The sequence below is a fragment of the Sulfurovum sp. genome (assembly GCF_015493435.1).
Classification (GTDB): Bacteria; Campylobacterota; Campylobacteria; order Campylobacterales; family Sulfurovaceae; genus Sulfurovum.
On the sequence record NZ_WGDD01000029.1, the window covers coordinates 58085 to 84685 of the forward strand.

The 26601-nt window shown below is 43.9% G+C and carries 31 protein-coding genes; 9 read left to right on the plus strand and 22 right to left on the minus strand.

Annotated features, from left to right (window positions below; translation table 11 throughout):
* Positions 1 to 52 precede the first annotated feature (52 nt).
* A complete protein-coding gene (locus tag F8L24_RS04885) occupies positions 53 to 391 on the plus strand; it encodes a cytochrome c (protein WP_294952521.1) in 339 nt (112 codons plus the stop codon).
* Positions 392 to 441: 50 nt separating this feature from the next.
* On the opposite strand, the gene F8L24_RS04890 is transcribed toward F8L24_RS04885, so the two are convergent.
* The 5 genes from F8L24_RS04890 to F8L24_RS04905 form a co-directional block, all read right to left on the minus strand.
* Positions 442 to 1140: an anaerobic ribonucleoside-triphosphate reductase activating protein gene (locus F8L24_RS04890; protein WP_365937969.1), complete on the minus strand. Its 699-nt coding sequence runs from the start codon at positions 1138 to 1140 to the stop codon at positions 442 to 444.
* Positions 1109 to 1282: an anaerobic ribonucleoside-triphosphate reductase gene (gene nrdD / locus F8L24_RS04895; RefSeq protein ID WP_294952523.1), complete on the minus strand. Its 174-nt coding sequence runs from the start codon at positions 1280 to 1282 to the stop codon at positions 1109 to 1111. The genes F8L24_RS04890 and nrdD overlap by 32 nt, the downstream gene beginning before the upstream one ends.
* Positions 1269 to 1403, minus strand: a complete 135-nt coding sequence (locus tag F8L24_RS11195) for a hypothetical protein (protein ID WP_365937970.1) — start codon at positions 1401 to 1403, stop codon at positions 1269 to 1271. The genes nrdD and F8L24_RS11195 overlap by 14 nt, the downstream gene beginning before the upstream one ends.
* A 6-nt stretch (positions 1404 to 1409) precedes the next feature.
* Complete coding sequence (locus tag F8L24_RS04900; protein WP_294952526.1) at positions 1410 to 3506, minus strand: ribonucleoside triphosphate reductase; 2097 nt, start codon at positions 3504 to 3506, stop codon at positions 1410 to 1412.
* A 145-nt stretch (positions 3507 to 3651) separates the two neighbouring features.
* Complete coding sequence (locus tag F8L24_RS04905) at positions 3652 to 4656, minus strand: glyceraldehyde 3-phosphate dehydrogenase NAD-binding domain-containing protein (protein WP_294952527.1); 1005 nt, start codon at positions 4654 to 4656, stop codon at positions 3652 to 3654.
* Between the two features lie 159 nt (positions 4657 to 4815).
* Between F8L24_RS04905 and F8L24_RS04910 the strand changes: the two genes are divergently transcribed.
* The 3 genes from F8L24_RS04910 to F8L24_RS04920 all read left to right on the plus strand — a co-directional run bounded on the left by F8L24_RS04910 (position 4816) and on the right by F8L24_RS04920 (position 7220).
* Positions 4816 to 5829 carry a ribonucleotide-diphosphate reductase subunit beta gene (locus F8L24_RS04910; RefSeq protein WP_294952530.1) on the plus strand — a complete coding sequence of 338 codons (1014 nt, stop codon included), beginning with the start codon at positions 4816 to 4818 and terminating at the stop codon, positions 5827 to 5829.
* Complete coding sequence (locus tag F8L24_RS04915) at positions 5829 to 6737, plus strand: glycosyl transferase (RefSeq protein ID WP_294952533.1); 909 nt, start codon at positions 5829 to 5831, stop codon at positions 6735 to 6737. The genes F8L24_RS04910 and F8L24_RS04915 overlap by 1 nt, the downstream gene beginning before the upstream one ends.
* Before the next feature lie 84 nt (positions 6738 to 6821).
* Complete coding sequence (locus F8L24_RS04920; protein ID WP_294952536.1) at positions 6822 to 7220, plus strand: DUF805 domain-containing protein; 399 nt, start codon at positions 6822 to 6824, stop codon at positions 7218 to 7220.
* Between the two features lie 64 nt (positions 7221 to 7284).
* Here the strand turns inward: F8L24_RS04920 and F8L24_RS04925 are convergent, their stop codons facing one another.
* The 11 genes from F8L24_RS04925 to F8L24_RS04975 form a co-directional block, all read right to left on the minus strand.
* Positions 7285 to 7695 (minus strand): hypothetical protein, encoded by a 411-nt coding sequence (locus F8L24_RS04925; RefSeq protein ID WP_294952538.1) that lies wholly within the window; start codon positions 7693 to 7695, stop codon positions 7285 to 7287.
* 3 nt (positions 7696 to 7698) lie between these two features.
* Positions 7699 to 8799 carry a cytochrome D1 domain-containing protein gene (locus F8L24_RS04930; RefSeq protein ID WP_294952541.1) on the minus strand — a complete coding sequence of 367 codons (1101 nt, stop codon included), beginning with the start codon at positions 8797 to 8799 and terminating at the stop codon, positions 7699 to 7701.
* A 70-nt stretch (positions 8800 to 8869) separates the two neighbouring features.
* Positions 8870 to 10324 carry a TrkH family potassium uptake protein gene (locus F8L24_RS04935; RefSeq protein WP_294952544.1) on the minus strand — a complete coding sequence of 485 codons (1455 nt, stop codon included), beginning with the start codon at positions 10322 to 10324 and terminating at the stop codon, positions 8870 to 8872.
* Positions 10306 to 11631, minus strand: coding sequence for an NAD-binding protein (locus tag F8L24_RS04940; protein WP_294952547.1), 1326 nt, complete (start codon positions 11629 to 11631; stop codon positions 10306 to 10308). The genes F8L24_RS04935 and F8L24_RS04940 overlap by 19 nt, the downstream gene beginning before the upstream one ends.
* Before the next feature lie 43 nt (positions 11632 to 11674).
* On the minus strand, positions 11675 to 12796 hold the full coding sequence (locus tag F8L24_RS04945) for a multiheme c-type cytochrome (protein ID WP_294952550.1): 1122 nt from the start codon (positions 12794 to 12796) through the stop codon (positions 11675 to 11677).
* A gap of 91 nt (positions 12797 to 12887) precedes the next feature.
* A complete protein-coding gene (locus F8L24_RS04950; protein WP_294952553.1) occupies positions 12888 to 14630 on the minus strand; it encodes a nitrite reductase in 1743 nt (580 codons plus the stop codon).
* A 101-nt stretch (positions 14631 to 14731) separates the two neighbouring features.
* A complete protein-coding gene (locus F8L24_RS04955) occupies positions 14732 to 14896 on the minus strand; it encodes a hypothetical protein (protein ID WP_294952556.1) in 165 nt (54 codons plus the stop codon).
* A 50-nt stretch (positions 14897 to 14946) separates the two neighbouring features.
* A complete protein-coding gene (locus F8L24_RS04960) occupies positions 14947 to 16398 on the minus strand; it encodes a cbb3-type cytochrome c oxidase subunit I (RefSeq protein ID WP_294952559.1) in 1452 nt (483 codons plus the stop codon).
* Entirely contained in the window at positions 16388 to 17059 is a 672-nt protein-coding gene (locus tag F8L24_RS04965) for a c-type cytochrome (RefSeq protein ID WP_294952562.1), read from the minus strand. The genes F8L24_RS04960 and F8L24_RS04965 overlap by 11 nt, the downstream gene beginning before the upstream one ends.
* Positions 17060 to 17070: 11 nt before the next feature.
* The gene (locus F8L24_RS04970; RefSeq protein ID WP_294952565.1) at positions 17071 to 17421 is read right to left on the minus strand and encodes a hypothetical protein; all 351 of its coding nucleotides are present in this window, start codon (positions 17419 to 17421) and stop codon (positions 17071 to 17073) included.
* Positions 17422 to 17622: 201 nt separating this feature from the next.
* On the minus strand, positions 17623 to 17988 hold the full coding sequence (locus tag F8L24_RS04975) for a hypothetical protein (RefSeq protein ID WP_294952568.1): 366 nt from the start codon (positions 17986 to 17988) through the stop codon (positions 17623 to 17625).
* A 166-nt stretch (positions 17989 to 18154) separates the two neighbouring features.
* On the opposite strand from F8L24_RS04975, the gene F8L24_RS04980 reads away from it, so the two are divergent.
* The 5 genes from F8L24_RS04980 to hisIE all read left to right on the plus strand — a co-directional run bounded on the left by F8L24_RS04980 (position 18155) and on the right by hisIE (position 21647).
* Positions 18155 to 18538: a hypothetical protein gene (locus F8L24_RS04980; RefSeq protein WP_294952571.1), complete on the plus strand. Its 384-nt coding sequence runs from the start codon at positions 18155 to 18157 to the stop codon at positions 18536 to 18538.
* Between the two features lie 3 nt (positions 18539 to 18541).
* Positions 18542 to 18733 (plus strand): hypothetical protein, encoded by a 192-nt coding sequence (locus F8L24_RS04985; protein ID WP_294952573.1) that lies wholly within the window; start codon positions 18542 to 18544, stop codon positions 18731 to 18733.
* Between the two features lie 75 nt (positions 18734 to 18808).
* Positions 18809 to 19723, plus strand: coding sequence for a branched-chain amino acid transaminase (locus F8L24_RS04990; RefSeq protein WP_294952576.1), 915 nt, complete (start codon positions 18809 to 18811; stop codon positions 19721 to 19723).
* Between the two features lie 85 nt (positions 19724 to 19808).
* On the plus strand, positions 19809 to 20906 hold the full coding sequence (locus F8L24_RS04995; protein WP_294952579.1) for an SPFH domain-containing protein: 1098 nt from the start codon (positions 19809 to 19811) through the stop codon (positions 20904 to 20906).
* 75 nt (positions 20907 to 20981) lie between these two features.
* A complete protein-coding gene (gene hisIE / locus F8L24_RS05000; protein WP_294952581.1) occupies positions 20982 to 21647 on the plus strand; it encodes a bifunctional phosphoribosyl-AMP cyclohydrolase/phosphoribosyl-ATP diphosphatase HisIE in 666 nt (221 codons plus the stop codon).
* A gap of 36 nt (positions 21648 to 21683) precedes the next feature.
* Here hisIE and purF read toward each other — a convergent pair whose 3' ends face one another.
* From purF to F8L24_RS05030, 6 genes are all read right to left on the minus strand, one after another.
* Positions 21684 to 23054, minus strand: a complete 1371-nt coding sequence (gene purF / locus F8L24_RS05005; RefSeq protein ID WP_294952584.1) for an amidophosphoribosyltransferase — start codon at positions 23052 to 23054, stop codon at positions 21684 to 21686.
* A gap of 45 nt (positions 23055 to 23099) precedes the next feature.
* A complete protein-coding gene (dapB, locus tag F8L24_RS05010) occupies positions 23100 to 23867 on the minus strand; it encodes a 4-hydroxy-tetrahydrodipicolinate reductase (protein WP_294952586.1) in 768 nt (255 codons plus the stop codon).
* 13 nt (positions 23868 to 23880) lie between these two features.
* Positions 23881 to 24822 carry a thioredoxin-disulfide reductase gene (trxB, locus tag F8L24_RS05015; RefSeq protein WP_294952589.1) on the minus strand — a complete coding sequence of 314 codons (942 nt, stop codon included), beginning with the start codon at positions 24820 to 24822 and terminating at the stop codon, positions 23881 to 23883.
* Positions 24823 to 24953: 131 nt separating this feature from the next.
* A complete protein-coding gene (gene trxA, locus F8L24_RS05020) occupies positions 24954 to 25271 on the minus strand; it encodes a thioredoxin (RefSeq protein WP_294952592.1) in 318 nt (105 codons plus the stop codon).
* Between the two features lie 120 nt (positions 25272 to 25391).
* On the minus strand, positions 25392 to 26174 hold the full coding sequence (locus F8L24_RS05025; protein ID WP_294952594.1) for a phytanoyl-CoA dioxygenase family protein: 783 nt from the start codon (positions 26172 to 26174) through the stop codon (positions 25392 to 25394).
* 31 nt (positions 26175 to 26205) lie between these two features.
* Complete coding sequence (locus F8L24_RS05030) at positions 26206 to 26547, minus strand: YraN family protein (protein WP_294952597.1); 342 nt, start codon at positions 26545 to 26547, stop codon at positions 26206 to 26208.
* Positions 26548 to 26601: the final 54 nt, after the last annotated feature.

A 26601-nucleotide genomic window follows, 5' to 3' on the forward strand; every position in this document is an offset into this window, starting at 1 on the left:
ATTAACTAGGACTATATTTATCTTAATTAAACCAAATAGAAGGAATCTGTTTATGAAACGAATGCTGTTGCTACTCACATTTTTAATAAGTGTACACCTGCAAGCCAATGTAGAAAAAGGAAAAGCCGTCTATGCCGCGAATTGTGCGATCTGCCATACTGTAAACGGCGGACGGGCGTTGGGGCCGGACTTTAATATCGTCTCCTACACCAGAAGAAAAGCAGAGATAGCACAATATGCAAAAGACCCCTATTCGATGTATAAAAAATTCGGATACAGTGCCAATGCCATGCCCACACTTCCGCTGGAAGATAGCGAATTTAAAGATGTCGCTGACTATATCAGTTCTTTGCAGCCTTTTAAAAAATGGATGATAAAGAAAAAGAATTAATGCTTCGTAAGACTCTTGAATAGGGCGTAAACGGAACACACCTTCTGAAACTATGCCCGCCAAACTACGTTCAGCCCAGAAGAAAGCTGTGATCTGTCAAGGGAAGTTTTTTCTTCCTTCACTTTTCCTATTGTATGTTCCGTAAAAACGAATGGCTGCAGATAATATGTACCCCGGTATCCTCTTTTGAGCAAATCTTTGATGATCCTGTTGATCTCTGTTACTCTTAACAGATTACTGTGAACTGTTGTTCTCACCTCAAAATCAAACTGCTTTTGTATCAAAAGATTCAGTGTCTTTGAAAAACGGTCAAAATGTTTGTTTTTTGTTATCTCATAATATTTCTCTTTGGGTGCTTTATAATCAAGTGCAATATAATCCACCAGTTCGTTCTCTACCAATACTTTGACCATTTCGGGATTTAATCCATTGGTATCCAGCTTGATCTTGAAGTTTAACTGCTTGATCTTTTTGCAGAATTCTACGAGACCATCAAAAAGTGTAGCTTCTCCTCCGGAAAGGACCACTGCTTCCAAAAGCCCTATTCTGCTTTGCAAAAATGCTATAGCTTCCTCTTCAGTACGCTTCCCTTCACCCAATACAATCTCTTTATTGTAGCAATAGACACAGCGCATATTGCACCTGGCAAACCAGAAAATGGCTGCCAGATGATCCGGGTAGTCCAAAGCGGTAAAAGGTGTAATGTCATAAAGTGGTTTATGCGACATTGTTGTGTGATTTTTTTTCAAGAAAAAATTTTCTCTCCTGATGTTCACCTTTTTTGCCGATATTAAAACTCTCAACCGGTCTGTGGTAACCCATTACCCTCGTATAAACAATACATTTTGTTCGTTCTTCTCTGTGTTTGTCAAGTATTTCAATCTGTTTCATTGCTTCTCCTTAAAAATATATCTACGCATTTCTGTGCATGATCCACTAAAATATCGATCTCTTCTTTGCCGGCATGATCTATATGCATGCCGCAAACTACCGGAAGATCCTTCCCCTGCACTGATCATCAGCTTGCCTTTTGCAGAATTTCTTCATCACATTTGGGACAATACTCATATTCCCCCGAAAGGTAACCATGTTTTTCACAAATGGAAAATGTCGGTGTCACCGTAATATACGGCAATCTGAAATTGCTGATGACATTCCTCACCAGTTTTCTGGCTGCTTCCGGTGAGCTGATCTTTTCTCTCATATACAAATGCAGCACGGTTCCGCCTGTATATTTGCACTGCAGGTCATCCTGCAGCATCAATGCTTCAAAAGGATCATCCGTATAGAATACAGGAATTTGGGAAGAATTGGTATAGTAATTGTTCTCTCTGCTCCCAGCCTGAATGATATCCGGATACCTTTTGATGTCTTCTCTGGCAAAACGGTATGTCGTACCTTCTGCCGGTGTAGCTTCCAGATTATAAAGATTACCGGATCGTTCCTGGAACTCTTTGAGCTGATCTCTCATAAAATCAAGGATCCTCAGTGCCAGCTCTTCTCCAAAGGTATCGGCTATCGTATGCTTGTCATCAGAGAAATTTCGTATCATTTCATTCATCCCGTTGACCCCGATAGTAGAAAAGTGATTGTTAAACCCCGGAAGGTACCTTGCTGTATAGGGGTAAAGACCTCTATCGTACATTTCCTGGATGAATATCCTTTTTTTCTCAAGTGTTGAGTAGGCATATTCCATCAGTTTGGTGAGCTTTGCAAAAAGTTTCTCTTCATCTCCCGCATACAGATATCCCAGTCGTGCCATGTTGAGGGTCACAACACCGATACTCCCCGTCATTTCGGCACTCCCGAACAGGCCTCCGCCTCTTTTGAGCAATTCGCGAAGATCAAGCTGCAGCCTGCAGCACATACTTCGTACATGCCCGGGTTTATATGCCTCTTCATTGGGTATCAATGCTCCCTCTTCATTTCTCACATACTGACTGCCTATAAAGTTTTGAAAATAAGACGATCCTATCTTTGCTGTATTTTCAAAAAGAATATCGGTATTTTCTCCATACCAGTCAAACTCTTCAGTGATGTTTACGGTAGGAATAGGAAAGGTGAAAGGCTGTCCGCTCTTGTCTCCTTCAGTCATCACCTCATAATAGGCTTTGTTGACAAGATTCATCTCAGCTTGAAAATCTTTATAGGTCATACTTTCCAGAGAACTTATATTTTCATTTCTTTGTTTTGCACTCTGCAGCAAATCTTCATCCTCCAATCCATAAAAGAGATGCTTTTGGTTTCTTGTCGGTATTTGATCTTTCAGGTCAGAGGGAACTGTCCAGTCTATGGTAATATTGGTAAAAGGACTCTGCCCCCATCGTGCCGGAACATTGAGGTTGTACACAAAGCTTCTTATGGCTTTTTTGATCTCATCGTAAGTAAGCCTGTCTTTAAACACATAAGGTGCCAGATAAGTATCAAAGGAAGAAAAGGCCTGTGCCCCGGCCCATTCGCTCTGTAGAATACCCAGAAAATTTGCCATTTGTCCCAGTGCCTCCCTGAAATGGGAGGGGGCCCTGCTCTCTACTCTCCCCCGTACACCGTTAAATCCTTCATCCAAAAGCACTCGCAGGCTCCATCCTGCACAATATCCGGTCAGACAATCCAGGTCATGGATATGATAATCCCCGTCCCGGTGTGCATAACCCTCTTCTTTGGAGTAGATCGTGTCCAGCCAAAAATTGGCGATCACCTTGCCTGCCGTATTATTGACAAGTCCGGCATTGGAATAGCCTGTATTGGAGTTGGCATTGATCCTCCAGTCTGCTTTATCGATATACTCTTTGATCGTCTGTGTGGAGTTGACATAAGTCGTATCTTCATCCAGTCCCAGAATCTGTTCTCTTTGGATCTTGTGCATATGGCGGTAGAGCATAAATGATTTCATCACTTCAAAATACCCATGCTCATAAAGTACTTTTTCTATGTTGTCCTGAACCTCTTCGACAGAAATTTCATCTCTCTCTTTAATCCTATCCATTAATTCCGAAAAAACACTCTTGTCATACGCTTTTACTTCACTTTCAAATGCTTTTTTAATGGCATCCTCAATTTTGAAAGGTACGAATTTTTGAGAATTCCCATCCCTTTTTATAATTGTTTTTATCATATATACGGCTCCCGGCTTAACGTTCAGACATTATAATAGAAGCTGGGGAAAAAGGCTTTGACAATTGTCAATAAATGAAGGAATTTTATTTTAAACCTGTTGATTTTATTTTTTTTTGATTGAGATCAATCAATTTATTTGTATATTAGGCTATGGATTTTGCCATATCAACCAGTCTTTTGGCATATCCATACTCATTATCCTGCCATGCCGATACTCGCAGAAGGTCTTCTCCTGCCATAGCAGTAAAAGGGAGGTTGACCACTGCACTGTAGGGGTTCTGTATATAGCTGTCCGAACCGATAGGGCTATGTGTAGTACCTAGTATCGTTTCATAGCCTGACCTTGCCTCTGTCTCAAACCGCTGATTGACCTCATCTTCAGTAGAATGCCCCTCCAATCGGATACTCAAATCATAGAGTGTCACAGCCGGTATGGGAACACGTATGCTTTTAGCTTGCATTTTATCCCTTAAATGCGGAAAAAAATAAGCCGTTGCCCGGGCAGCACTGCTCATAAGGGGAATCGTATTTAGCGTAGCAGATCGTGTTCTGCGTATATCCCGGGAATAGTGTTTGTTGTCAAGCAGGTTTTGATAGCTCGTATAACTGTGATACATACTCATTATAGCCCCCTGTATCCCAAAATGTTTATCCACTATTTGAAACAGTGGGACAATAGCATTTGCAGAACAACTGGAGTTTGAGATTATGGATTCCCCGTTATAACGCTTATGGTTCACTCCGTAAATATAGGTTGGCATATCATCTGATGCAGGTGCAGACACGATCACTTTTTTTGCCCCATTTTTGATCAAAGGCATATTAGACTCTGCCGTTAAGAACATCCCGCTGCATTGCAGCACCACATCTACCTCGAGTGATCGCATGTCCATCTTCTCAGAATTTGATTCGGAAAAAAGTTTCACTTCTTTTTCATCCACAAAGAGTGTATTGTCCTCTACTTTTATCGTATATGGCAAGGTAGGGTAAATAGAGTCATATTTTAAAAGATATGCCATCTGTTCATAGCTGTAGAGATCATTAATACCAACCAGTTCCACACTGCTCTCTTCAAGTATGATACGTGCAGCACTTCTGCCTATTCGCCCAAATCCATTGATAAAAATCCGCACTTTCCTCTCATTCATTATCTCTTCCTTCCCTCTTCTTCACTGCTTTTCTCATAATTCGAGTATAGTCAACAATATTATTTTTGTTCTTGATACTTGTCAAAACTTGACACTTATCAACGGATTTAAAAATCTAACAGGATAAAATGATAGACTTACACATTACAGGAGAACTTCATGGATGTCAAACACTATTACAACCCCCACGGTGAAGAGATACTCGACGAAAAGATTTATGGCGGTTCCCCCACGGGATTTGTCGATTTCAACCGTTCCAAATACCGATGGGACAGCAATATTTATGACCTGATGAATGCCAACACCTGGTTCCCCAGCGAAGTCAATACTTCTACAGAAAAGAAGAACTTCGAAGGCCTTACAGAGAATGAACAGTCCATCTACAAAATGACCTTTGCACAGTTGAGCTTCAACGATTCGGCACAGGAGGAGTACCTCAGCGACTTCAGACGCCTGGCAAACAACCGTCTGGTTAAGTCGGTGATCTCCCTTCAGATCATGCAGGAGGTCAACCACTCCAAATCGTATGCGGTACTGCTCGATGCCTGCGGGAATTCCGAAGAAGTCTTCAACCTGTACAAATATGATGCCGCCCTTAACAAAAAGAACCAGCAGGTTGCCGAACAGTTTGCCAAATATATCGACGGGGGTTCTGCGGACAAGATGCTGCTCTCTGCTATGGCAAGTGTGAATCTCGAAGGAATCTACTTCCTGCTCGGTTTCTCCTATATCTACCTGCTGGGAGACAAAGTACCCGGTGCAAGAGATATGATCAAGTTCATCGCCCGGGACGAACTCAATACACACCTGCCCCTTTTTGCCAACATCTTCAAGACCATACAGAAAGAGAACAATATTGCGGCATCCACCATAGATGCAGCTTACAGGATGATCGGAGATGCCGTCAAGATCGAATTGGAATACGGACACTACCTTCTCGACCAGTTCCCCATTATGGGAGTGACGCATGAACTCATGGAGCAGACGGTATACAACTACGCCAATGACCGCCTTAAAAAAATAGGACTCGATCCTGTTTTTGATGAGAGTGCAACAACCTATCTTCAGAAACTGGTCACCAAACATCTGGAAATGAACGAAGTCAAAAGCAATTTCTTCGAAAGCAACGTATCGAACTATGCCAAATCAAGCATTGACCTGAACGACTTCTGATGATGACACCCGAAGCATTCCTTCCCTACCTCAAATGTGTAGGTACCGGCCCGAAACGAAATCGCGACTTGAGCAAAGAAGAGATGAAAACCGTTATCCGCGCTTTTCTGAAACAGGAGGTCATTCCCGAACAGATCGCTGCTTTCATGCTGGGCTGGAGGGTCAAAGGAGAAAGTATCGATGAGTTTGCAGGAGCCATCGAAGTCTTTGACGAATTCATCAAACATGACCCCCTGCCAAACACTATCGAATTTGGCTACCCCTATGACGGCAAAGTAAAGAACCCCTATCTGCTTCCGCTTACGGCAAAGTATCTCCAGGAACTCGACATCCCGATTTCACTGCATGGCGGATTGCTGCAGCCGGCCAAAGGCGGCATCACGCTCAAAGAGGTCTGCGACCGTGTCAGCCTGCCCTCCAATGTACATTTCTATGACAGGAAAACATACTTCCCGGAACTCTACACATTCAGTGACATCCGGGAAAAACTGGGGCTGCGTTCTTCCTTCAATACCATCGAAAAACTACTGGGCATCACCCAAAGCAATACTGCCATTATCGGAGCATTTCACAAACCTTTCATTGAAAAGTACATTGCACTCTACAAAGACCGCTATAAGAAACTGATCATCATCAAGGGCAATGAAGGCACACCGGAAATTTTCAGCAAATGCAGTATTACCATTGTACAGAACGATACAGTGGAAGAGATCAAAGTCGATCCCCGGGAGTTCGGTATTTCCTATCAGAAATCCAGGGAGCCGCTCTCCCTTGAAAAATCCCTGGAACGCATACAAAACCCCAGTGACGAACTTCTGAAACTGGCCAAACTCAATGCTGCGGTCATTCATTTTCTGCATCATTCCGACAAGAGTATAAAAGATGTCTATCATCGTTTAAAACCCTGAATTTCCATTTCGGGATTTAGCTTACAGCAAACTGTGAGCATTTTATTCTATAATACTTTAATCTCTGACCTCAAAGGAAACATCATGGAACAATTCAATCGTTACTTTTTAGACACCATTAAAAACAGGTATGCCCAATTTGGCGGCAGGGCTTCGCGCAGTGAATTTTGGTACTTTACACTTTTTTATTTCCTTGCCGACATTGTTGCTGCTGTCATCGATGCGTTTGTCCTGGGCCCTATACTGGGCATGACACCGGAACAAGTCTCGCAAGGCGGTTATTTACAAATGATTCTGGTACTGGGACTGTTCATTCCTTCCATTGCGTTAGCTGTCAGAAGGCTGCATGACATCGGTAAAAGCGGATGGTGGTACTTGCTTGTATTCATCCCTTTTATTGGATGGGTTGTACTGATTTACTTCTATGTACTGGACTCTCAGCCGGGAACAAACGAGTACGGAGAAAACCCTAAAGGGTTCTGATCCTTCCCTGCTCTTTGTCTTTGGAGAGCAGATCAATACATGCAGGCTGTTGCTTTCATCTGCTTCAATCCAAAATTTCATTCAAATATTTTTCCACTGCTTCCCCGTTGATCTCTTGGCCGTATAAAGGCTGTTTGAATATAATCTCTTTCCTGCTGTCAACAAAAAAAAGTGTAGGAAAAACCGTTGTGTAGTACATCTCTGACGGGTAGGAAGCTTCCCCTTCGTAAGTCACAATCACCGCAACCGTCTTCTTGTTGATAGTCTTCACATATTTCCGGTTCATAAAAACTGTTTTAATGATATGGTTTGAATCGGGTGAGTTTTGTTTCAGAACAAGTACAAGCAGGGGCTTATGTGCTTTTAACGCTCTTGCATGAGCCGTGTCGTAGTCACCCAGCCAATGTACAAAATCGGCTGACAGGAAAAGAGGGATCAGCCAAAGCCAAAGAAGCTTTAACGGCTGTATGTGCATATGCTATTTTTTCTTTTTGGACTCATAGAGGAAAATACCGGAAGGATGTTCTATCTGGAAGATATCGCGCTCAAGCTTCCAGTTCCGTGTATCGATCACGCTGACCTGATTGGCATCATTTACTGAAACGTAAAGATCAGGGTACTCTTTTGACCATCTCACATGCAGTACTTTTCCCGGGAAGGTGAATGTTTTGATGATCTTGAGTGTTTTGGTATCAATAATCTGGATCGTCGGAAAATTTTTGCCGGAAAACGTTACGGCAAGGTATTTCTGGTCAGGACTCAACGAGGTAAAGACAGGCAAACCTTTGACATCTATATTCTTGATGAAATGGAATTTCTTGTCATACACAAGTACTTTGTTGTCTCCTACTGCCGGAATGAATGTTTTGTCATGGCTGAGACTCCAGAAACCGAAATGCGGTACTTTCAGTACCGGCTTGTTGCCTTCGGCTGTTACTTTGATCAGTTTATATTTCATCGTATCAAGATTGATCACACCGAAGCCTTTTGTCAGAAAGAACCCTACGATGTAGGTATGCCCCTGTATCATAGCATCAAAAGGCATTTTTCCGACATTGAACTCTTTGAATATTTTGAATTTCGGCAAACCTTTTCCCTGGTTTTCATTTTTCAGGACAGCTACTTTGTCATTGTCCATCTCTGCAAAAATGATCATATTCTTATAGATTTTGATACCCACATTTTTTGAACCTGTCACGATCTTCTGTATCGGTTTGAGATCACGGGTAAGGATATCGACCGATTTGTCATCATAATTGGCCACAGCCACATAATTCTTCCCTATTACGAATCCGATGGCAGATTTGCTTGTTTTATACTCTGCTTCTTTCTTTTCCGTCTTGGGATCGAACTTTACCACATATCCGTCACGACTGATCAGATAGGCATCTTTGCCGGCAAACTTGATGATACCGTGGTTCATATTGTGCATGTGCCTCATATGCCGTTTGGCAAGTCCGTCTTCTATGACAGCCACAGACTCATTCTCCCGTTCCACCACAAAGTACTTCTCTTTCGCACTCAGTGTCATGGTAAAAAATGTTGTACCCAAAAGCAGCACAGACAGTAAAACTTTCATTCATTTATCCTTCATGTGTTATTTGGCACTATTGTACTCAAAAAGATATAACAGCTCGACATATGTCAAATTAAAACTTTTTCCAAAAGCTTCTGCTGAAGAGCAGAAAGACTGTATAGAATTCAAGTCTTCCGATGATCATGGCAAACGAAAGTATCACTTTGTCCACATCAGCAAAAAAAGCATAATTATGCGCCGGACCGGTCAGGGAAAACCCCGGACCGATATTCCCCACCGTTGCCAATGCCGTCGAGATCGCCGTCAAAGCATCAAATCCCCTGGCAAAGAGATAAAGTGTTACGAACATATTGGTCATGATAAAAAGAAAAATAAACCCTGTGGTCGAACTGATGATTTGCCCCGAAATCTTCTGTCCGTCAATAAAAACCCCTATAATAGCACTGGGGTGCAGGGTTTTTTTCATCTGCAGCGCAAGGTTTTTGAACAAAACAATATAACGGATCACTTTGACACCGCCCGCAGTCGAACCGGCATTGCCGCCTACAAGCATGGCTATAAAAATGATACTGACAGCAATAGGCCCCCACTGCTCATAATTGAGTGTGGCAAACCCCGTGGTCGTCAGTACCGAAGCGATCGTGAAAAACGAATGGGTGAAGCCGTGAAAAACCGTATCATGGTCAAAGAACATGTCTACACTGCTCAGAAGCAGAGAAAGCACCACAAAGATCAGCAGATACACCAGGACTTCTTCGCGTTTGTATCCCCCGCTGTCTCCCGTACTCAGAAATTTAAGATGTGCCAGAAAGTTGATGCCCGAAATCAGCATGAAAAAGGTGGTAATCCAAATGATCAGGTCGGAATGGTAATACCCCAAAGAAGCATTTTTGGTTGAAAAGCCCCCGGTAGAGATGGTTGAGAAGGCATGATTGACCGCATCAAACACTGTCATGCCCGACATTTTCAAGGCAATGGCATCAAGCACGGTAAAAAGCAGATAGACCCCCCAGAGTCTGAGAGCCGTATCTTTGACCTTGGGCGTGATCTTCTCCATTTTAATACCCGTGGATTCTGCTTTGAAAAGTGCCATCGAGCCACTCGGGTTGATAAGTGAAAAAAGCCCTACGCCAAGAACAATAATACCCATACCTCCCAGCCAGTGTGTAAGGCTTCTGAGATAGAGTATTGCTTTGGGCAGTGATTCTATATCAGTATAGATCGTTGCACCTGTTGTGGTAAAACCGCTGATCGATTCAAAAAAAGCATCTGCCGGCGTCACATGAGTATACAGCAGCAGCGGTATTGCACCGGCAACACCGAGCAGTATCCAGATAAGATTGACAGAGAGGATGCCCCCCTTGATGCTCAGCTTCATCGTATGCCCCCTCAGCAGTAAAAAAGGAATGGCATTAAAAAGGAACAAACCTGCGTCAAACATAAGAAATGCCGACATGTCTTCATGATAGATCCACCCGACAACAATGGCACTGAACAGGAACAGGCTCAGGGCAACCCCTATGACAGAGACAAATTTGACAATATTTTTTAAAGCGTGTATATCCACTGCTGTATCTCTTCTTTCTCTTCAATTTTTCCAAATACGACAAGAATATCACCCTGTTCGACCGTTTCTATTTCATTAAGCATGTACTGGGTTTCTTCTCTCAAAAGCATAGAAATGGTACGTATGGCATCCGGTGCTTTGATGCTACGCCCTATCAGTGCAGATGCAGCATAAATCTTGCGCATGAACAACACACCTCTCCCTCCGCAGAAATGTCTTTGTGTTACAATGGAACTTGAAGAAATATTTTCCAAAATGGCATAATGTGCTCCTGCTTTGCTTCCCCTGACCACCACTATACCCAGCTTATGCATCAAATTGTAGTAATCTTTGTCATTGTTCACCGCAACCACTTTTTCAACACCGTACTCTTTTGCTTCGATACATTTGACAATATTTTTTTCATCATTCTGTCCTGCCGCTATGATCATATCTGCACTTTTGAGCCCCTCCTCCTCGAAAAGACGATGATCTTCATACGCAGAATTGATCACCGTTACCTTTCCCTGCAGAAAGTTTGAAGCTGTTTGGCAGTGTGCAAGATCTTTTTCAATCATTTTGATTTCCAGATTCTTATCGAGCAATGCTTTGGCAATCTTCTGTGCCAGAGTATTGGCGCCGAAGATCACAACTCTTTTAATGGAAGTAGGCATTTTTGTATCAAATTTTTCAGAAAGCGCTTCAATGTCATCAACGCGGCCGAAAAGATAGACAAGGTCATCCTGGTGTATTTCATCATCCATAGAGGGAATAAAAAAAGCTTTTTCCCTTTCTATTCCGACGACAGAAACGTGTCCGTTGCTGAACTCACCTGCACGATACAGGACTTCGCTGTCATACTGTACCCTGATGGAAATCATTTTGTGTTTCGTCTGATGAAAAGTTTTCACATTGTTCGCCCGGGGGAAGGTAAAAAGCGATTTGATCTTGTTTGCTGTTGTGATATCGGGGAAAACAGCATAGTCAATGGCAAGTTTGTCGATCACCCGGCTTGTAAGAAAACCGTCATTTTTCAGCCTGATGATCTTTCGATCGACCTCTACCACATCTTCTACGATCAGTGTGGAAAGCAGATTCGCTTCATCCGAATCGGTCACAGCAATAAAAAGATCTACGCTGTCAAAGTTGAAAGACTGGTATGTTTTGGGATTTTCTATATCTCCATGCAGTACCATAATGTCTATATCTTCGTCCAGCTTGTTCAGTTTGCTGATATCTTTGTCTATAACGATCACATTGTGTTTGTAGGAAAGTGTCTGGGCAAGAGAATATCCTACCGTTCCCGCACCTGCTATCATAATATCCATAATATAGATTCCTTTGTTTAAAGACAGAGAAAAGATTACTCTTTTATAACTTTAATATTTCTTGTTTCATGAGCTGAGGCTCTACCAGTAATCTGTTTTTCAAATCGATCACCCTGGCACAGTCACTCTTTGCCAGGCGGACATAGAGTGACACGACAATCCTGTCTCCTTTTTTCAGGGGAGGCATATCGTAAATCAGTGTTTGCTTTTCTTTGCTGTCAAGGTTGTGTACACTGCCTTGCGTAGCCGTTGCCGGAATAACGATCTTTTTTCCGTTTTTTTTGAAACTGTAGGCAAAGTATCCCTGGGCATCTTCTTTCGGTGATTTCCTGTAGTTTTTCCAAATACATTTTCCGTCTCTCAAGACTTCTATTTTCAGAAATTTTGCCCGTGCTGGCTGGATGATGAGCGGGTGCCCCATTTTATTGGCAAGTACAACAGTGAGTTTTCGGTGTTTTACAGAAATATTGATATCAACCCCTGTTTTTCTGAATGCTTTGTCATGAATGCCGAGAAATTTGTGGCTGGCATGGTGCCCTCTGGCCCTTTTGTCCATTTTCTCCGCCCCGCCCTCCGTTTCCGGCATATGGCATTTGATACATCCCAGACTGTTCTGATTTTCTTTCATTGCCCGGAAAATAGTGACATTGTTGTCATTGAGTTTATGGGAGTGACACCCCATACAGACTTTTTTTGCATACACAGGGTTGGAAGCCGAAGAATGCTTATCGCTTTCGTCGGGATGATTCAGTCTTCCGTACAGTGTGGGTTTGTAATGTTCTGCCTGTCTCGCTTTGGTATTGATATTGAATTTGTGTGCTTTTTTAACATAGGCGATCGTATGACAAAAATAACAGCTTATCGCATCTGTCTGGGTCACATTGTTTTTGTCCGGCCTTGCCTTGCCTGACAGCAGTGCTTTCAAATTGTCAGCCATCGGCATATGGCAGGTGGCACATTCATACTTTTTCCTGCTGGCGGCATTAGCGACTTTCCTGTGCAGCTCATCGTTGAAATAACTTTTGGAATGCATGGAACCTTGGTATTCATTGTAAATACCTTCATGACACTCTTTACAGGAATGGTTGTCGAGGTATTTTGCCTCAAGCGTTGTAAAAAGGAGGGGAAACAGAAAAAAGAGTTGCAGATAAAATAAACGGTTCATAGTTTCTCTTTGGTAGCTTATGGGGATCATTTTTAAATGACCCCCATAAACAACCACCCTCTTCCAAAAAGGAAGAAGAGCGATATTCCCATTAAGCACCGGGGATATGCTGTCTGTGCTCAACAGAATAAGTAAATGTAGGTGTTGTCAAGTTTTCAATATACTTAACAAATTTACCAGTCTCAGATTCATAAATTCCAATACGTCCGGTTGTCCACTCAGAGATCATTGTCCACTTGCCGTGGTTCGCAGGCTCAGCGTGAAGCAGTCTCGGCTGTACAGGATGCTTCACTGCTTTACCAATGTGATCAGGTACCGGCATAATTTTTTCTTTGCCGAATTTTTTCTCATTGACAGGTACTCTTTTATGCTGTGTAGCATCCCATGTCTGGAGTACTTTTCCTGTCTTCGCATCGATCAGTTTACCCTCTTTTTTACCGACTTCAATAATACGGTCAGTCTCAAGTGTCTGCTTGTTGATAAGGTAGACTTTATTGTAATTCTTCGGTTTGCCGAGAACACAGTCAGACCAGATCCAAGGTGTATCTTCCCCGGTTCCTACAAACAGACCGCCACCGGCAGTTTTAACCTTTTTGATAACCTTCCAGCCCGGAGAATCCCAGATAACAACCGAACCAAAGTTCATAGAGTTCGTTGCATTCAGCTGTTTGTCAAGTTTTTTGTTGAACCAGCTTGAACCCTGTCCAGGGTGCGGTTTGGACTTTTCACCGGTATAGACTTTGGCTGCCAGTTTCTTTGTCTTGAAGTCAACGATACCCATCAGGTCAGACCCCTGGGAAGCGATCATAAAGTATCTACCGAAATTTTCGCCTTTGTTTTCATTTTCGAAACAGTCATGCAGAATCTTACCGATATTCGGTACATCGCCCACAATAGGGAAGTCAGGCTTGCTGTAATCAATAATATACACACGTCCTGCATCTTTCAGTGCCATAGCAAAATATGGTCCGTACGGTGTATCGGCAATACCTGCAACTCTTGACGGTCCGATCTGTCCGTCTATATCAATCACACGGCTGGTGTCATACACTTTGAGCGGCTCAAGTGTATGTGCATCACACAATACTGCACCACCCGGGTTGTAGTTACCGGCAAGGATGTATTTACCATCAGGAGAAACTGCAAGACCGCGTGATTCCTGACCTACCTGTACCGATGCCAGTGCCGGCTGTCCTGGAGCAGCAATGTCAAACATTGTCAATTTTCCTGAACGTGAAATAGAATACGCATATCTTGGTTCAAATTTATTGGTCACGGTTACGTGTACCGCAAATCCGGCTTTATGGCGAGACAGTACTTTACCTGTTGTTGAGTCAATAAAGTCAACCAGGGAAGCATCTCTTTCTGTGGCAAATGTAATATCTTTTACATTCTTGACAGCGCCGCCATCATATTTGAGTTTACCGTCTGCCGATACAGGGTATACTTTTGCCAAACCCTCTCTGTCAGCCAGCTTTGTCCATGACTTATGCACCTGATCAAAAGAAAGCGTCAGTTCAACTGTATTTTTCCAGTCCATCAGCCAATCAACCATACCCGTAGCATCATCTTTGCTGAATTTTGCTTTCCAGGAAGGCATTGCTGTATTTTCTCTACCGTTGAGAATTGTTTCCGCAAGGAATTCACGGTTTTTCTTTTTCAGTGCTTTTGGTCTGAGGTCTGACCCGACACCACCCTGGTGAATCGGCCCGTGACAGCCCTGACACTCTTTTTCGTACATTTTGGCAAAGTCCATCTTCGATGTCCCCGCTATTGCCAGTGTTGCTACAAGACTTGTTGCAGCGGCTAACCCTAAAATTCTATTTAGTTTCATTTTCTCTCCTTTTTTAAAAACGTCAAATCTTTCCCAAGATTTTCACAGGCAGGTACAGACACGGGGTCTGTCCTGCCACAGATTATACATATAAACAGTTTTTACTGCTCTTTCTGCAATCTTTTCTTTTCACTGAAATAAATCCAGAACATTGGCAATACAATAAGTGTATGCAAGAAAATAGTTAATGTCATCGGACCCTGGTTGAGCCATCCGAAGAAACTCGGTACCACATCTGTAAATGGCGTAAAGAGTTCAAAGTTCATTTTTTCTCCTTTAATTAAATATCATGCGGAAGAGCAAGCCCTCCTCGCATTTATTCTGCGGCAGCCTGCGCTGCTTTAGCGTGTTTTCCGATAGTCAAAAGATCCCATACAAGGTAAATGAACCCGACAAAGGTCACAACACCCATCATGGCTCTCCATACCTGTGCCTGGATATACCATGGCAGATCCTGTGCTGCAAAGAAGGCAGTCCATCCGCCGCCAAGCTCAGCTCTTTCAACAAGTACCTGCTCGTACCCTGCGATAGTCAGGGCAACCGTCATTCCCAGTACACCGAATACGATGAGGAAAATAGCCATTTTTGACTTGAATGTCGATGTAAGCTTTTTAACCCCATAGGCGTACTGCACACCCAAATACATCATCCCGATAAGGATTGTTGCATAGGCACCGAAGAATGCCAGGTGACCGTGTGCCGCTGTAAACTGTGTACCATGCGTATAAATGTTTACCTGAGGCAGGGTATGGAAGAATCCCCATATACCGGCTCCAAGGAAGTTTCCAAATGCGTTGGTCACGATCCATGCCATAGCCGGACCGTTGTTCATTACTGCACCTGGATGACCTTCGGCTTTTGCTTTTCCTTGTTCTTTACCCCAGTCATAGAGGACGTGAACGAACATCGCTACCAATGGTACCGGTTCCAATGCTGAGAATAGCGCACCGATCTCCCACCAGTACTCAGGTGTACCGATCCAGAAGTAGTGGTGACCCAGACCGAGAATACCTGAACCAAAAAGCATCAATACTTCGATCCACAGCCACATCTCGACAATTTCCCGTTTTGCACCGATGATCTTGATAAGTGCATAGGCGGCAAGGGCACCGACAAATACTTCCCAGGTTGCTTCAACCCACAGGTGTATGACCCACCACCACCAGAATTGATCCATAGAGATATTGTCCGTAAAGAACATACCTGCCAGATACAAACCTGCAAGGGCGAACAAGTCTGCAATAAGTACAGTCATGATACCTGTCTGCTTACCTTTCATATAGGTAGCGAACACGTTCCAGTAGAAAGTCAGAACAACCACAACAATACCGATATCGGCCCATCTTGGTGCTTCAAGGTATTCTCTACCTTCGTTGATCAGCCAGATCGATGTTTCTGTTCCTGAACCTACCTGAATAAAGATAAATACCAGTACAACGACTGTGACTGCGGCAGTGAGTACCCAGAAAGCCAGCTTTCCAAGCCCGATACCGACGGTTTCGACCCCTGTTTCATCAGGCAGCATAAAATAAACCGACCCGATCATCGCGTAAAGCATCCAGACAACCAGTGCATTGATGTGTACCATTCTCGCTACCGAGAAATCGAACAGTTCAAACAAGAATCCCGGTACGATGAACTGGATAGCTGCGATGAGTCCCATCAAAAGCTGTGCACCGAAGAGTATAAGTGCAACTCTAAAGTACATCATCCCCAATTCTTTGGATTTGTCTCCTCTAAATTCATTCGTTTTAATACTAGTGAGCATTTGTGTCTCCTGCTTTGAATTGAGCAACTGTTTTCGAGAAGTTTCTCGGGAAACCGTTGGTGTCGATACTACTCATATGCTTGAGGAACGCTACCAGTCCTTTTGCTTCTTCTGCAGTAATACCGAGATTTGGCATCATACGTGCATGAGTAGGGTACTGTGACGGATGCTGCAAGAATTCAGCCATAGCTTCTTCTACAGTATTTTTTCCTGTCATACCCTGCATAGGTCCGCCCTTCTGCCATGCCGGATCGAGCCATGCTTTGGTAAGATCCGGAGCATAATAGGCACCATTTCCCAAAAGTGTATGACAATCCATACAGTTCTTTGCCTGTTCTGTCAGCTTTCCGAGACGCAGCAGTGCTTCAGCATCTTTAGGGCTCCACTCTTTACCGAAGAATAGCTGTTTTTCACCGATGACCGGTACTTCATGCCCTCTTTTCTTGTTCATCTTGTAATCAATATGATAATTGATAACCGTTGCGGCCGGCACTCTTTTGTCAACCCCGTTCTTCAAATCTGCATTCGTACCCATTGTGATCTGTCCAATGGTATCGAATGAAAGCCAGATAAGCAGAATGGTTGCAAACCCTGTTACCCAGGCTGCTGAACGACGCCAAAATTGTATATCTGTCCAAACAGAAACTTTTTTGTTTGCCATGTATCCTCCTTTTATTTTGTATCCTGCATGCTTTCGTCATTGTCTTCGTAACGCTCATCCGCTGCACTTATCAGATAAAAATACAAATGCGGAACAAAGAGATACGCGATCATCGTAACCATCAGCACTTTCATCGTAAAGTGGTTACTGTGGATCAACATTGCGAAATCATACAGGAAGTAAGTTTGTAATGCCCAAAATAGATATCCTACAGGCATCCACTTTTTGGAAAAGTATCCCATTTTGGCAAGAGTGATGATTGCTGCATACCCTACACCGAAAACAAGTACCAGTGTCGACTCTATAAAAATCGGCAAGAATTGGTCTAACGCGATCTCAGGTCGAACGATTAACTGTTCCATCCATGTCTCCTGTTTGAATCTCTATTTACTGAAGGGGTCAAAGCCCTAGAGCATGAGGGTATTATGACAGTTTAACACTGAAATGGAATTGACATATATCAAGAAAAGAAGGAAAAGTCATTTAAATTGAAAGGCATGTTAAGTATAAATTATAGTTTCATTTAATAACTACAACTTATACTTTTGTGGAGTAGGTGCAGACTACTTGACGATGCACCGTGCAGAGAAAAAAGGCCGAACATAATTGGGTGAGACAAAATTATCGTCTTTCAAAGACCATTCGTTCGCTTTCTCCACATAAACCACCTGTGCTACTTTGCGCTGCATCCTGCTTTCGCACAAGATCGTTTTTCCGTTCTCAAAAGCTGCCTGAACCGTTTTCATTCTATGCGTAGTAAGCTTGTAGTGTGCCCCTATCAGCACGGCAAGGACGACAGAAACCCAGAAAAGTCCTTTTTTCCAAGCCCCTTTTGGCATGAACGGCCGCGTGGAAACAAACAGTGTAACAAGGAGAATAATCCCGCCGATAATCAGATAGGCGCCTTCAAGATAAAAAAAGTTTTTCATTGCAAAAATATCCATTTCATTATTTATTTTGACAATCATACCACAGTTTTTATGGCGGCAAGATTGATGTTTATCAATCGCTTTTCAAGTGAATAGGTCTATACTGTCACCATATGTTTGCCTGCAACCGATGCAGGACCCTAGAATCCCGCAAGGATATGACCTAATGGACAAAATAAGAAAATACCTTTTCCCTGCCCTTTTTCTGGGCTTTCTTATCGTAGGAATCAGTGCATTCCTGCAAAGCAGACCCAGTGCAAAAAACAAACGTGTCTACCAGACAGTCAGGCAGTTCAGCCCGTATGTGCTGGAAAAACGTTTCGGCGGTCTCGAGATCGTCAACAAGGAAAACCCGGACTTCAAAGAAAAACCCAACAATATGACTGTTTTTAAAGAATTCGAACGGCTTGAAAAAGCATGGGGGAAAAAACACTTGAAACTGAAGAACAATCAGCTGATCATTGAGAACAATAACGGAAAAACCATACATACACTCCTCCTGAAGACCAGAGAGGAAGCAGCGTTCGTTCACCGCTACTACGGGATATAGACTATGATGATAGATATCGTTCTTACACTGGTTTTTTCCATTGTTATGCTTGTCTTCATGGCTTTCCCTGCTATGAAAATCGTGGACTGGATTGAAACAAAAGTCCATATTCCCGAAAAATGGCATAATCCGCTGCTTCTGTCAACGGTCGTGATGCTTTCTTTATTCATCGGTCTTTTCCTCAAATTTGCATGACCGCTTATTAATAACAATTTAGCTAAAATTATCCATTAATTTTAACATCTGCCGCAGATGTCGTGGAGCATAACAATGAATGAAGCAAAATATATTTGGATGGATGGCGAGTTGATAGACTGGAAAGACGCCAAAGTGCATATTCTGACACATACAGTACATTACGGAAATGCTGTTTTTGAAGGTACAAGAGCCTATCAGACAGCAGACGGACTGGCAATTTTCAGGCTGGAAGACCACTGCAAAAGACTTTACAACTCGGCCAAAATTGTCGCAATCAAACCAAATATGGCGTATGAAACTGTCAAACAGGCACATATTGACGTACTCAGGAGCAATGATTTTACCAAAAATGTATATATGAGGCCTCTCATTTTTCTGGGCTACGGTCAAATGGGCGTTCACCATGTCAAAGCACCGGTAAGGACAGCCGTTGCCGCCTGGGAATGGGGAGCATATCTTGGTGATGAAGGTCTTGAAAAGGGTATCAAGGTCTGTACCTCTTCCATTACACGAAACCCGAACCGTTCCACTTTCGGAAAAGCCAAAGCAGCGGCGAATTACCTCAACAGCCAAATGGCCAAATATGAAGCCATTGAAAATGGTTTCGAAGAAGCATTGATGCTTGATGAAAACGGGTTTGCGGCAGAAGGGACCGGAGAATGCCTTTTTATCGTCAGAAACGGTGTTTTAATTTCACCGCCAAATGACAATTCTCTGGAGTCGATCACACAGGAAACGGTCCTGGAACTTGCCAGAGACAGCCATATTCCTATAGAGCGAAGAAATATTACCAGAGATGAGATATACATCTGCGATGAAGCCTTCTTCACCGGAACAGCAGCAGAAGTCACACCGATCAATTCACTCGATCACAGGGTGGTCGGCAATGGCAAAAGAGGACCAATGACAGAACAGCTTCAAAGCGCCTATTTTGATGTTGTTTTTGGAAGAAATGAAAAATACAAGCACTACCTGACCTACATTTAACAACAAGGCCCTTCTGCCTGCTTACAGCCTATGAGGACTGAAAGCGGGCAACTACATACACAGATACCAAATCAAAAGGAATGCAATGCCGGCAGACATGAACGACTATTTTAAGAAAAAAAGACCCAGCCAGAACAATCAATCAAACAATGATAACGGGAACGGCAGCCAGAATTTCACTAATCCATTCAACAATATGGGAGGCAAAGGTGCCTCATGGATATTTCTCGTCATCGCCGTTGTTTTTGGGATTTTCCTGCTCAAACCTTTTGCCATCATCAATTCCGGAGAGGTAGGAATCAAAATCAATACCGGTAAATTCGAATCTACGCCGCTGCAGCCCGGACTGCATTTCTATATTCCTATACTGCAAAAAATCGTACCGGTCAATACACGTATCAGGCTCATTACCTATTCGGATGTTTCAACCGGTTCACTTGGTGACGGATATAAGAATTACGAAGGCGGACTCAAGCGGAACCCTGCCATTACCGTCCTTGACAGACGCGGACTGACCGTCAACATCGACCTTGCTGTCCAATACCGTCTGCGTGCAGCTGCTGCACCGGAAACCATTGCAAAATGGGGTACAAGCTGGGAAGAAAAGATCATCAACTCCAAAGTACGCGAAGTGGTACGTGATGTTGTAGGCCAGTATACAGCAGAACAACTCCCGGAAATGCGTAACGAAATTGCTGCGGCCATTGAAAAAAAGATCAAACAGAGTGTACAGGAGCTGCCGGGCAAACCGGTTATCCTTACTTCTGTAGAGCTCAGGACGATCAACCTTCCCAAAAAGATCAAAGAACAGATCGAACGTGTACAGATTGCCAAGCAGGATGTGACGATTGCAGAGCAAAAAAAAGAGAAAGCGAAGCAGGAAGCCCAGCGCAAAGCAGAGATCGCACGAGGGGAAGCAGAAAAGAACCGTATCGAAGCCCAGGGAGAGGCAGACAAGATCCGTATTGAAGCGGAAGAACAGGCAAAAGCCAACCATCTTCTCTCCAGTTCCCTTACCCCTGAACTTCTCCAGCTTGAGCAGATCAAGACACAGGGAAAATTCAACGATGCGCTCAAAGTCAACAAAGACGCACAGATTTTCCTCACTCCCGGCGGTGCGGTACCGAACATCTGGGTCAATGCAAAAGGTAAAGAGCAGAGAGCCGTATCGGCACAACAATAAACGTAGGGTGTTGTGCCCTCACAACACCTTCACCATTGGTGCTGTAAGGGTACAGCACCCTACATTGGAGAAATCATGCAAATCGATTGGAACAAAACCCCCCTCATCCCCGCCATAGCCCAGGACAATGAAACAAACGACGTCCTGATGCTTGCCTATATGAATGAAGAAGCCTATAACCTAACCCTTTCTACAGGGTACGCCCACTACTTCAGCCGAAGCAGGCAGCGCATATGGAAAAAGGGTGAAAGCTCCGGACATACGCAGGAAGTGAAAGATGTACTGCTTGACTGTGATGCCGACACTGTTGTCCTCAAGATCAAACAGAACGGCGTAGCCTGTCACACAGGACGAAAAAGCTGTTTCTTCACCTCTGTCATGCAGGAGAGGGTCATTCTGGACAAAGAAGTGGATACTGATGCTATCTATGGTGTGGTCGACACCCTCTATCATACGATCCTTGAACGGAAAAATGCACCGGCAGAACAAAAGTCATGGACAAAAAAACTGCTGGATGACAAAACATTGATGCTTAGCAAAATACGTGAAGAGGCAGACGAGGTCTGCGTTGCCATCGATGAAGAGAGTGATGAACAGGTTATTTACGAAAGTGCCGATCTGCTCTACCATACCCTTGTAGGACTCGGATACAGGAACATCTCGCCGGACAGGGTCAAGCAGGAACTCGCACGTAGATTTGGTATGTCAGGGATTGTGGAAAAAGAAAGTAGAAAATCGTAAAGTGCTGCAAGGCACAGCACCCCATGCAGGAGAAGGTTAACACCCGCCGGCACACCCCGGACTTTCGGCACTTCCGCCTGCAAAATAATTCCCGTCAAAACTGACCAGTGAATAGGTTCTATCTTCTCCGAGAGACTCTGTAAGCCCTTTCACAGAGAGAAATCCCAAAGAGTCTGCACCCATATTTTCGGCGATCTCCTCAGCATTGTACCGGGTCGATACCAATTCTTCTTTTGTAGGGGTATCAATACCGTACCGGCAGGGATATTTTATTTCTGGTGCCGCGATACGCATGTGTACCTCTTTTGCCCCTGCTTCCTTAAGCATACGCACAATCTGACGTGATGTCGTACCTCTCACCAGCGAATCATCAATGATCGCAACCCGTTTGCCTTCAATAAGATGCTTTATCGGAGAGAGCTTCAGCTTGACCTTAAGATCACGTATCTCCTGTGTCGGCTCGATAAAGGTTCTGCCGACATAATGGTTACGCACGATCCCCATTTCAAACGGTACGCCCAAACCTTCCGCATAGCCTTTAGCCGCAGCAACACCGCTGTCAGGCACAGGCAGTACCAAGTCAACATCAGCAGGTGTCTCTTCTGCCAGCTTTCTGCCCATATTTAAACGCATTTGATACACATTTTTGCCGTCAATGATAGAGTCAGGTCTTGCAAAATAAATATATTCAAAAGCACAGGGATGATAATCCGGCTCAAATATCTGTTCCGAAACAGGCTCTCTGTCCTCTTCAAAAATAAGCATTTCTCCCGGCCTGACATCACGTATGAACTCAGCCCCTACCAGATCGAAAGCACATGTCTCTGACGCTACGATCCAGCCGCCGTCCTTGAGTTTTCCAAGGCTCAGCGGACGAATACCGAAACGGTCACGGATCACGAACATTTTGGAACGGCTCTGAATCGCCAGACAATAGGCACCTTCAATTTTTGTCAGCATATCTTTAATACGGTCCACCAAAGAATCGTTCTGTGATTTGGCAATAAGATGTATGATATTTTCCGTATCCATATCTGTCTGAAAAATGGCACCGCGGCCTATGAGTTCGTTACGGACTTCCAGCTTGTTGACAAGGTTTCCGTTATGCACTACAGAAATTTCACCCAGCTTGTATTTGGCAAACACGGGCTGTGCATCCCCCGCAGATTCACTTCCTGCCGTAGAGTAGCGGTTATGTCCTACGGCACATTCGCCTGCCAGTGCGTCAAGGGTTGGCTGAGAAAAGACATCTGCTACCATTCCGCGTTTTTTGTACACGGTAATATGCTCTTCATTGGCCGCAGAAATACCTGTTGCCTCCTGTCCTCTGTGCTGCATGGAAAAAAGAGAATAATACGCTATGGTGGAAGCTTTTTTTGCCCCGAATACTCCAACGATCGCACACATTAGACACCTCCCTGGAAAGTAAGTGAAGAATTTGTATATTTCATGTTAAATTCCCAGACAGTCATTGATGGTATAAAAACCGGCAGGCTGCTCTACCAGCCATTTGGCCGCCCTGATCGCACCTTTGGAAAATGTTTCTCTGCTCGTTGCAGTATGGTTGAGTTCAAGAAATTCACCGTCATTGTAAAAACCTACCGTATGACGGCCTACAATGTCTCCTCCGCGCAGTGCCATAATGGCAATTTCATCTTTGCTTCGGGCACCGACCTGCCCGTCTCTGCCGCTTACACGCACATCCTCAAGTTCCAGTCCGCGTCCTTTGGCAGCAAATTCGCCCAGTGTCAATGCCGTACCGCTTGGTGCATCCACTTTGTGCCGGTGATGCTGCTCAACGATTTCAATATCAAAATCTTTCAGAGTAGACGACACCTGCTCTACCAGTTGTTTGAGCAGCGCAATTCCCGCTGACATATTCGAAGAATAGAGGACCGGCATTTCTTTGGAAGCTTCCGTCAAAAGATTTTGCTGGTGTTCGGTGAAACCTGTTGTCGCAACGACAAGCGGTGTAGGGTTTTTCAATGCTGCTTCACACAGGGCTTCCGTCGCTACAGGTGCCGAAAAATCGATGATGACATCACAGGCTTCAAGCAGGGCATCCATACTGTTGGTAATGAGCACATCACCCGGTACATCCACTTTGAGCTCATCGAACACATGCAGTCCGGCCAATGTCAACGACTCATCCTCAAGTATATTTTTAATAAGGTGTTCCCCCATTCTTCCCGTGCTGCCTACAATACCTACTTTTACCATTTTATTATCCTTCTTATGCCTGTTCTTGTATATATGAAATAACCTGTAACGCTGCCGTAGCACCGTCACCTGCTGCCACAACCACCTGTTTGGGGGCCTCTATGCGAAGGTCGCCTGCGGCAAAAAGACCTTCCACCGATGTTCTCATGCTCAAATCGACCTTTACCTGGCCCCAGTCATTCATCTCGCAGATAAATCCGCTATTTACGTCTTTAAGTACCCCGTTATTGACATCATGTCCCACAAAAACGAAAAGTCCCGGTGTTTCAAGTATCTTCGTTTCATTGGTTTTGACATTTTTTACCCTGACCGAAGTCACGCCCATCGCATCTCCGAGTACTTCATCGACCACAGAGTCAAGTACCGGATGTATGTTCTCTTTCTTCATGACCCGCTCAACTGTTGAAGGTGCCGCCCTGAAAGTATCGCGCCGGTGTACCAGATAGACATCCGAAACGATATTGGAAAGATAGTACGCTTCTTCCAGTGCCGTATCCCCTCCGCCAAGTACCGTGACAGGTTTTCCTTTATAGAAGAATCCGTCACAGGTCGCACAGGTGCTCACACCTTTCCCGAAAAAGGCATCTTCTCCCTTGAAACCCGCTCTTTTGGGTGTGGAACCGGTACAGACGATTACTGTTTTGGCTTCGGCAGTCTCTCCGCCTTCGAGGGTAACCGTGAAATACTCACCTGTTTTGGCAACACGTTCCACCTTTTTCATCTCATGTTTGAGACCAAAGTGAAAACACTGTTTCTGCCATCCATCCATAAAATCCATCCCTGTTTTGTCATGCTCGAAAAAGCCCGGATAATTCTCTATCTCCGAACTCTGGGTGATCTGACCGCCGGGCATGCCCGTTTCAAACATAGTCACATTCCTAAGCCCGCCTCTGGTTGCATAAAGGCCTGCCGTAAGTCCCGCCGGTCCGCCGCCGATGATTGCACAGTCTAACATGATAAATCCTTAAAATTTTTAAACAAATAATTATTAGAATTATACACTTTAAATACTTGGTTAATAATTTTCAGGAGAAGGTTTAAAAAGAAGCGACCGGGAAGAGGAACTTCCGGCCGGTAAAATACAGCTTACAGCTGTGCGTTGATTTTTTCTGCAAATGCATCTTTGGAAGCTGCACCTACCATTTGGTCTACCACTTCGCCGTTCTTGAAGAAAAGGATCGCAGGGATAGATCTGATACCGTATTTTACAGCCAGTTCCTGCTGCTCGTCCGTATTTACTTTTGCGATAGTCGCTTTGCCTTCATACTCTTCTGCCAACTCTTCCACTACCGGAGCGATCATTCTGCAAGGTCCGCACCATGGGGCCCAGAAGTCTACCATTGTTACACCTTCTGCAACAGTTGCATCAAAGTTTTCATTTGTCAATTCTACATATTTTGCCATATTTAATTCCTTTTATTTGGGTTTTGATCTTAAGATTATATCTTAAATTCATTAATGAGTTATAGCTTATATTTATTATTTTGTCAACTTTTTTTTGATGTTTACCAAAATTTACACTTTTTAATCCAGAGGTACTTCCTCATAGGCTGTCGAGCGTGTTCCTTCTATCGCTTTATTGCTGCATCCTTTGACGGTATAGACAAAGGAGATCTTGGGTGCGTCCGTCATATTCCGGTTGGCCCGGTGCAGCAGCTTGCAGTGAAAAAGCACGACATCTCCTTTTCGCAGGGGATGGCTTACTCTTTTGGCAACGATCTCGCGGTTCTGCGGCAGGGTATCGGAAAAATATTCCTTCTCGTCAAACTGTGAAAGATCAAACGACATCTTGTGACTTCCGGGAATGAATTCCAGTACCCCGTTGTCACTGTTCTCTTCATCTAACGCCAGCCAGACACTGACCAGATTGTCATTTTCAAAACTCCAGTAACGAAAATCCTGATGCCATCTCGTTTCCGTGGAAGTATGCGGCATTTTGGTCATAATGGAATTATGATGGGCGATGGTAATGACCGGTGCCTCTCCCAGTACCTGCCTGAGTACAGGTCTGATCTTTTTATTTTCCATCCAGTGTCTAAACACAATATCCCGATGATATACCTGTCTGAGACGGCGTACGGTAATGCGTCCTTCGGCAAGATGGGCTTTGCCGTCTGTAATGTATTTGCGTTCTTCTTTGCTTTTTCCCACATATTCCGTCTCTGTTTCAACAGGGGGTACTTTATGCTTGAGGTGTGCATTGGCAATATCTTTAATCGTATTGCAGAGTTCATGCTCAGCAAATTCCGGTAAGAGCAAAAAGCCGTTCTCTTCAAACATTTGAAGCTGTTCTTCTGTCAGTGTCATAATGCACTCTTTTTATTTGGATTAGAAGTGATTATAGCGTAACATTCTCAATGAATTCAAGCTCATCACCACGTATCACAAGTGCATCCACAGAAAAAAGCACATCAATATTTTTACGCTTCATATAATAGTGTGCCGAGTTGATCACTTTTCTGAGTTTTGCCGGCGTCACATTGTATACGGGGTCGAAGTCAGCTTTCCCGGATTTCACTTCAATAAAATGAAGTACCTCATCCTTTTGTGCAATAATATCGATCTCCCCAAGTTTTCGGGCAAAATAGTTTCGTTCAATAACAAGGTAGCCTTCCTGCTCAAGGAACAGCGCAGCAAGATCTTCGCTCTGATCACCGAAAAGCTTTGGGAGTTCTCTCATTTTTAGTCTTTCTATATTTATATGTAGGGTGTTGTGCCCTCACAACACCATGAA

Bases quoted from the DNA above. Each gene is read 5' to 3' on its own strand.
- F8L24_RS04950 (WP_294952553.1), bottom strand. From the start codon at position 14,630: ATGAAACTAAATAGAATTTTAGGGTTAGCCGCTGCAACAAGTCTTGTA.
- F8L24_RS04965 (WP_294952562.1), bottom strand. From the start codon at position 17,059: ATGGCAAACAAAAAAGTTTCTGTTTGGACAGATATACAATTTTGGCGT.
- F8L24_RS04930 (WP_294952541.1), bottom strand. From the start codon at position 8,799: ATGAAAGTTTTACTGTCTGTGCTGCTTTTGGGTACAACATTTTTTACC.
- F8L24_RS04920 (WP_294952536.1), top strand. From the start codon at position 6,822: ATGGAACAATTCAATCGTTACTTTTTAGACACCATTAAAAACAGGTAT.
- F8L24_RS05030 (WP_294952597.1), bottom strand. From the start codon at position 26,547: ATGAGAGAACTCCCAAAGCTTTTCGGTGATCAGAGCGAAGATCTTGCT.
- nrdD (WP_294952523.1), bottom strand. From the start codon at position 1,282: ATGAAACAGATTGAAATACTTGACAAACACAGAGAAGAACGAACAAAA.
- F8L24_RS04885 (WP_294952521.1), top strand. From the start codon at position 53: ATGAAACGAATGCTGTTGCTACTCACATTTTTAATAAGTGTACACCTG.
- F8L24_RS04985 (WP_294952573.1), top strand. From the start codon at position 18,542: ATGATGATAGATATCGTTCTTACACTGGTTTTTTCCATTGTTATGCTT.
- purF (WP_294952584.1), bottom strand. From the start codon at position 23,054: ATGTGTGCGATCGTTGGAGTATTCGGGGCAAAAAAAGCTTCCACCATA.
- F8L24_RS05025 (WP_294952594.1), bottom strand. From the start codon at position 26,174: ATGACACTGACAGAAGAACAGCTTCAAATGTTTGAAGAGAACGGCTTT.
- F8L24_RS04980 (WP_294952571.1), top strand. From the start codon at position 18,155: ATGGACAAAATAAGAAAATACCTTTTCCCTGCCCTTTTTCTGGGCTTT.
- F8L24_RS04905 (WP_294952527.1), bottom strand. From the start codon at position 4,656: ATGAATGAGAGGAAAGTGCGGATTTTTATCAATGGATTTGGGCGAATA.
- F8L24_RS04910 (WP_294952530.1), top strand. From the start codon at position 4,816: ATGGATGTCAAACACTATTACAACCCCCACGGTGAAGAGATACTCGAC.
- trxA (WP_294952592.1), bottom strand. From the start codon at position 25,271: ATGGCAAAATATGTAGAATTGACAAATGAAAACTTTGATGCAACTGTT.
- F8L24_RS04955 (WP_294952556.1), bottom strand. From the start codon at position 14,896: ATGAACTTTGAACTCTTTACGCCATTTACAGATGTGGTACCGAGTTTC.
- F8L24_RS04900 (WP_294952526.1), bottom strand. From the start codon at position 3,506: ATGATAAAAACAATTATAAAAAGGGATGGGAATTCTCAAAAATTCGTA.
- F8L24_RS04970 (WP_294952565.1), bottom strand. From the start codon at position 17,421: ATGGAACAGTTAATCGTTCGACCTGAGATCGCGTTAGACCAATTCTTG.
- F8L24_RS04960 (WP_294952559.1), bottom strand. From the start codon at position 16,398: ATGCTCACTAGTATTAAAACGAATGAATTTAGAGGAGACAAATCCAAA.
- dapB (WP_294952586.1), bottom strand. From the start codon at position 23,867: ATGGTAAAAGTAGGTATTGTAGGCAGCACGGGAAGAATGGGGGAACAC.
- trxB (WP_294952589.1), bottom strand. From the start codon at position 24,822: ATGTTAGACTGTGCAATCATCGGCGGCGGACCGGCGGGACTTACGGCA.
- F8L24_RS04975 (WP_294952568.1), bottom strand. From the start codon at position 17,988: ATGAAAAACTTTTTTTATCTTGAAGGCGCCTATCTGATTATCGGCGGG.
- F8L24_RS04940 (WP_294952547.1), bottom strand. From the start codon at position 11,631: ATGGATATTATGATAGCAGGTGCGGGAACGGTAGGATATTCTCTTGCC.
- F8L24_RS04945 (WP_294952550.1), bottom strand. From the start codon at position 12,796: ATGAACCGTTTATTTTATCTGCAACTCTTTTTTCTGTTTCCCCTCCTT.
- hisIE (WP_294952581.1), top strand. From the start codon at position 20,982: ATGCAAATCGATTGGAACAAAACCCCCCTCATCCCCGCCATAGCCCAG.
- F8L24_RS04990 (WP_294952576.1), top strand. From the start codon at position 18,809: ATGAATGAAGCAAAATATATTTGGATGGATGGCGAGTTGATAGACTGG.
- F8L24_RS04915 (WP_294952533.1), top strand. From the start codon at position 5,829: ATGATGACACCCGAAGCATTCCTTCCCTACCTCAAATGTGTAGGTACC.
- F8L24_RS04995 (WP_294952579.1), top strand. From the start codon at position 19,809: ATGCCGGCAGACATGAACGACTATTTTAAGAAAAAAAGACCCAGCCAG.
- F8L24_RS04925 (WP_294952538.1), bottom strand. From the start codon at position 7,695: ATGCACATACAGCCGTTAAAGCTTCTTTGGCTTTGGCTGATCCCTCTT.